Origin of the sequence: Bartonella sp. AP88HLJMH (genome assembly GCF_042195605.1) — a bacterium.
Taxonomy (GTDB): Bacteria; Pseudomonadota; Alphaproteobacteria; order Rhizobiales; family Rhizobiaceae; genus Bartonella.
The window spans coordinates 1-902 of the sequence record NZ_JBHIOR010000098.1; the positions used below are offsets into that span (position 1 = coordinate 1).

A 902-nucleotide genomic window follows, 5' to 3' on the forward strand; every position below is an offset into this window, starting at 1 on the left:
ATTCTTGGTACAGTAAAAGATGTAAAGGATGCAGTCAAACGTTTTGGTCATGGGGATACAAAACACAAAATCGGCAATGGTCTTATTGCTGGTCTAAAAGGCTATGATCTCTATAGCAAAGGCAAAGGTCTTTATAATGAGATGAAAGGTGGAAACAAACAGTCTATTCGTGATATTGCTGATGTTTCTGCTAGCGTAACCGTGGGCTTTAAGACAGAGAAGGCAGAAGCCTCTGTTCAGACCTCTACTGCGGTAACAGGTACAATAGAAGCAGGACGCGCTGTTAATATGCAAGCCCACAAAGGCAGCATCCATGGTGTTGGAGCCGATATTATTGCTGGTACAAACCCGATGCAAAGCAATGATGAACAGAGCGGGAATATCACCATGGAAGCAGGTAAAGATATCATCTTTGAAAGTGCGCAAAACACGCAGAGCACAGAAAACCACACGCAAAGCGCTTCAATGAATATTGGGTATAGTTATGGTACCGGTGGTACAGGGTGGATGGGGAATGCTTCTTTTGGTAAAGGCAAGGGTTCCAGTGAGGAGGTTCACCAGAAGAACAGCCATATTATTGGCACCGGCACAGTTCACACAACGAGTGGTGCAAACACCACATTGGCAGGCGCCGTGGTTTCTGGAGAGCGTGTAGAAATGGAAGTAGGGGGTGATTTTGCCATTACCAGCCGCAGTGATACGGGACAAAGTTCCAGCAAGCAAAACTCTGTTTCCATTGGTTATAATAGCCGAGAAAAGGAAGGTACAGCCACAACCAATATTTCATTGAACAAGGATAAATCCTCTAGTGATTATCATAGTGTTGTGGAGCAATCAGGCATCAAAGCGGGTGATGGTGGTTTTAAGATCAACGTTAAAGATAAAACAACGCTGACCGGAGG

General features: G+C 44.8%; 1 protein-coding gene. It reads left to right on the forward strand.

Translation table 11 applies throughout. The features are described from left to right. Positions 1-902 (forward strand): hemagglutinin repeat-containing protein (locus ACFIMA_RS09780; protein WP_375693784.1); only part of this gene is annotated, 902 nt, incomplete at both ends.